General features: G+C 68.4%; 4 protein-coding genes and 1 pseudogene. 1 reads left to right on the forward strand and 4 read right to left on the reverse strand.

Features of this window, described 5'->3' with window-relative positions:
• Nucleotides 1–15 precede the first annotated feature (15 nt).
• Nucleotides 16–870, forward strand: a complete 855-nt coding sequence (locus ACFVXE_RS38790; RefSeq protein ID WP_389678475.1) for a CHAT domain-containing protein — start codon at nt 16–18, stop codon at nt 868–870.
• A gap of 118 nt (nt 871–988) precedes the next feature.
• Here the strand turns inward: ACFVXE_RS38790 and ACFVXE_RS38795 are convergent, their stop codons facing one another.
• The 4 genes and pseudogenes from ACFVXE_RS38795 to ACFVXE_RS38810 form a co-directional block, all read right to left on the reverse strand.
• On the reverse strand, nt 989–1,543 hold the full coding sequence (locus ACFVXE_RS38795) for a hypothetical protein (protein WP_389678470.1): 555 nt from the start codon (nt 1,541–1,543) through the stop codon (nt 989–991).
• A gap of 365 nt (nt 1,544–1,908) precedes the next feature.
• Nucleotides 1,909–2,055 carry a hypothetical protein gene (locus ACFVXE_RS38800; protein WP_389678472.1) on the reverse strand — a complete coding sequence of 49 codons (147 nt, stop codon included), beginning with the start codon at nt 2,053–2,055 and terminating at the stop codon, nt 1,909–1,911.
• Between the two features lie 195 nt (nt 2,056–2,250).
• Complete coding sequence (locus ACFVXE_RS38805) at nt 2,251–3,012, reverse strand: MerR family transcriptional regulator (RefSeq protein ID WP_389678473.1); 762 nt, start codon at nt 3,010–3,012, stop codon at nt 2,251–2,253.
• A gap of 350 nt (nt 3,013–3,362) precedes the next feature.
• Nucleotides 3,363–3,583: pseudogene (locus tag ACFVXE_RS38810) on the reverse strand (RNA polymerase subunit sigma-24); the annotation flags it as partial.

A 3,583-nucleotide genomic window follows, 5' to 3' on the forward strand; every position in this document is an offset into this window, starting at 1 on the left:
AGGCGCCTTGGTGGATTGGAAATTGCCACCGGCCGATGGTCCGGACCGGGCAACGCGACGGTAGCGGGGATACCCTCCTCGCTCCACCGGGTTGGGGGATCCGGTCCCGCCAGGTGGTGCAACCGATCAAGGGCCCGGATTCTGCAGGGCTACGCCCGCCAGCACACCCGAGGGCATGACCCCGCATCGCCCTCACCCACCCGCGCGCTCATCGTGGCCCTGCCCACCACACCCGGACTCCCCGGTCATGGGCGGCTGCACTATGTGAGAGCCGAAGCTGAGATGTTGCATCGCCACCTGCCCGAGCGTGTGCTCCTGCACGAACCCGACCCGGACCACGACACCGCCGACAACCCCGCCTCCCTGCCGACCAAGGCCGGTGTCCTGGCGCATCTGCCCACCTGCGCCATCGCGCACTTCGCCTGCCACGGCGCCAGCCACCCCACCGACCCCTCTCGCAGTCGGCTACTGCTCCACGACCACGACAGCGACCCACTCACCGTCGCCGGCCTCGCCCCCATCCAGCTCGACCAAGCGCAACTGGCCTACCTGTCCGCCTGCCGCACCGCAGCCATCGACACCACCGAACTGCTCGACGAGGCCATCCATCTCACCTCGGCATTCCAACTCGCCGGGTTCCCCCACGTCATCGGCACCCTGTGGGAGATCAACGACCAGATCGCCGTCACCGTCGCCGACGCCTTCTACACCCACCTCACCACCGACCAGCACACCGTGGACACCGACCGAGCCGCCGACGCCCTGCACCACGCGATACGGGCCGTCCGGGACGGCCACGATCTTCCCGGCGACCTTGACAGGACGCGCACGCCGTCGCTGTGGGCCGCCTACCTCCATGCCGGCGCCTGAGCATGATCCTGCTCATGGCCGGACAACGGTCCGTTGTCACGTACAACAGGCTTGCTCACGAGTCCGGTGAGCAACAGTCACCGGGTTCCTCGATTCGGTCAGCTACGGGCACCGCTCGTCATCTCTCATGGGAGCTACGCGTAACTGGTGGTACGGCCTCGGTCAGCCTCTTGAGGTCCAGGATGCCTTGCCACAACTCGTCCGCTGAAGAGGAGGGCAGGGGCGCCGTTTCGGTCCAGCCGTCATAGGGCTGTCCATGGTCGAGAACTGGGCGCCATCCCTGGGATCGCCACTCGGCCAAGACTTGCTTCTCCAGCAGTTCGGCGTCACGCCCTGTCTTGCAGGCGAGCACGTCATATCGCGTCCAGCCACGGCGTTCATGCTTCTCGATCCGGCCGGTGTCGAGATTACAGATACCGACTTTCGCCGCCTGGAGCCCCTCGTGCGTCACGAGGTAGAGCAGAGCGGCCTTGCTGCGCCGGAACCCGTACTCCGCGCACTCCGAGCAGCCGGTGCCGCGGCTGGAAACACTGCCGAGAGTCGGGTAGACGGTGCTTCGGCAGTTCTGACACCGACACTCCCACCGCTCCCGCACTCCTGGGTAGGGAACCTGGGGAAGCAACCCCGCCTGGCTCACCATGATGTCGTGTGCGGCTTTCGGGTCGATCACCACGCCTGCGCACCACTTGCATGCTTGCGCACCGCGACGTATCCAGCTCAGGCGTGGATAGATGATTCTGTCCGCCGGCCCCGGGCAATCCCGGGCAAGGCAGAGTGACTGCCACCGCTCATTCACGCCGGGGTAGGTCGACACCAATGACACAGCGCTACCGATCACAGCCGCCGCCAACGTCAACACTGCCGCACCCACGATCCGGCCCCCTCCCCCGTGCCACTCCCCGCACCGTACCGATCGGCCACACCCCACGCAGACCGATTCGCTCTTCTTTCTCCCTCCCCGCTCCCTTCACCCGGCGTCGTCGAGGCCCGCCGGCCGCTCGTTACGGGGCCTCCCATCGTTCAGCGGGACGTGTGCGGTCAGGCCCCGCGTGCTGCCGCCTGGCCGAAGACCTCGTCGAACGGGTGGGCCTGGCCAGTACTGACGAGGTGGTGGGCGTCGCTTCGGTGGCGCAGGGCATGGACGGTGCAGTGGGGAACGGCGACCGCGTCTGGAGGCACAGTCACTGCTGGACCCCGAGCACGTGGGGCGGGTGATCGGTGAGGTCAGCGTCCGCTACGGCATCTGCCAGGAGCCGTCCGACGTCGCGGCCGGTGGCCAGAGCTGCCCAGGGAGAGCCTTCCTCGATGCGCCGGTCCCTGCACCGGTGAACACCCGTACGTGACCGCCGTTGGTTCGCCCCGCAACGGCCCTGCTCCGGCTCAGCTGAGCCTGGACGTGGCGTACACCTCGATGGCGTCCTGCTGATACGCGGCCAGGCCCGGGGCGATCGCCTCGTACGCGGTGTACCAGGCTTCGTTGTCCACGCAAGAACGCCCCATCGCGCGATACTCGTCGGTGGAGACGGCGCGCAGTGCGGTCAGTGCCCGGTACTGGACATCGATCTCGGCCTGGACGGGTTCGGCGCCGGCGGGCATGCCGGCGGCCATCAGCTCGGCCAGCCGGATCATCCACGCCGTGCGCTCCCGCTGCCCAGCCTGGATCTCGGCCGGGCTCATCGTCGCGGTCAGCCGGGTGACTTCCTCCGCGTGTTCGGGAAAGTCACGCAGACTCTCCGCGTACTGGGAGGGCTGCACGCCCTCGAACAGGTTCTCCGGTCGGTTGATGGCAGTCATGGGCTGTCCGTCCTTCCTGGATTGTTCCAGTTCGGCGATCGTGCGGGAGACGGTGGCGGCCAGGGTGCCGAGCCGGTTCCGCTCGGCGAGCAGCCGCCGATGGTGGCCCCGCAGAGCCTCCACCTCGTCGACCTGCTCGGCCAGGATCCGGCCGATCTCGGGCAGTCCGAGGTCCAGGGCCCGCAGGACGAGGATCTGCTGCAGCAGCAGGAGTTGGCGCTCCTCGTAGTAGCGGTGGCCGCCGGCACCGATCCGGGCCGGAGGCAGCAGACCGATCTCGCCGTAGTGCCGCAGAGTGCGGGCGGTCACGCCCGACACACGGGCGACCTCCGCAATGGACCACTCCATTGCTGCCCCCTCCCGAGTGCGTCACCGGGCCGGCTTTTCCGGCCCTGGTAAGGACGGTAGACGCTGCCGCAACGGCAACCTCAACCCCGAATCCAGACTCACCCGACTTCGGCCTCTCGACCGCACGCATGCCCCCACGATCGGCTCGTGCGTAGGCCGACTGTCGGAACCTGTGAACAGTGCGATCCTCCCCTGGCCGCCCGGTACCTCCCGAACCACTGTCGTAACGCTGCCTTCTCCCATGAACAGGGATCTTCATGGAGGACCCGCCTTCTCACCGTGAGGCGACCGCTCCGGCCACGGGGGGTGCGCCCAGTGCCGCGGGAAAACCCGAGCACAACCCGTCAGCGTCACCGGCGGGCGTTGAGCCGAGCGGCCTGGCGTGTCAGGTGGTCGCGCTCGGCGAGGTCGGGTGCCTTTCGGGCTGCCTCGGCATAGAGCCGTGCCGCTGTCGCCAGGTCGCCGTCGCGCTCGTGGAGGTACGCCGCCACTGCGGCATGGCGGGGCAGTGAGGCGTCCAGTTCCGCGAGCGCCGCCAGTCCGGCACGCGGTCCGTCGGCCTCGCCGACGG

This window comes from Streptomyces sp. NPDC058231 (genome assembly GCF_042882275.1).
In the GTDB taxonomy this organism is placed as follows: domain Bacteria; phylum Actinomycetota; class Actinomycetes; order Streptomycetales; family Streptomycetaceae; genus Streptomyces.

Bases quoted from the DNA above. Each gene is read 5' to 3' on its own strand.
- ACFVXE_RS38805 (WP_389678473.1), bottom strand. From the start codon at position 3,012: ATGGAGTGGTCCATTGCGGAGGTCGCCCGTGTGTCGGGCGTGACCGCC.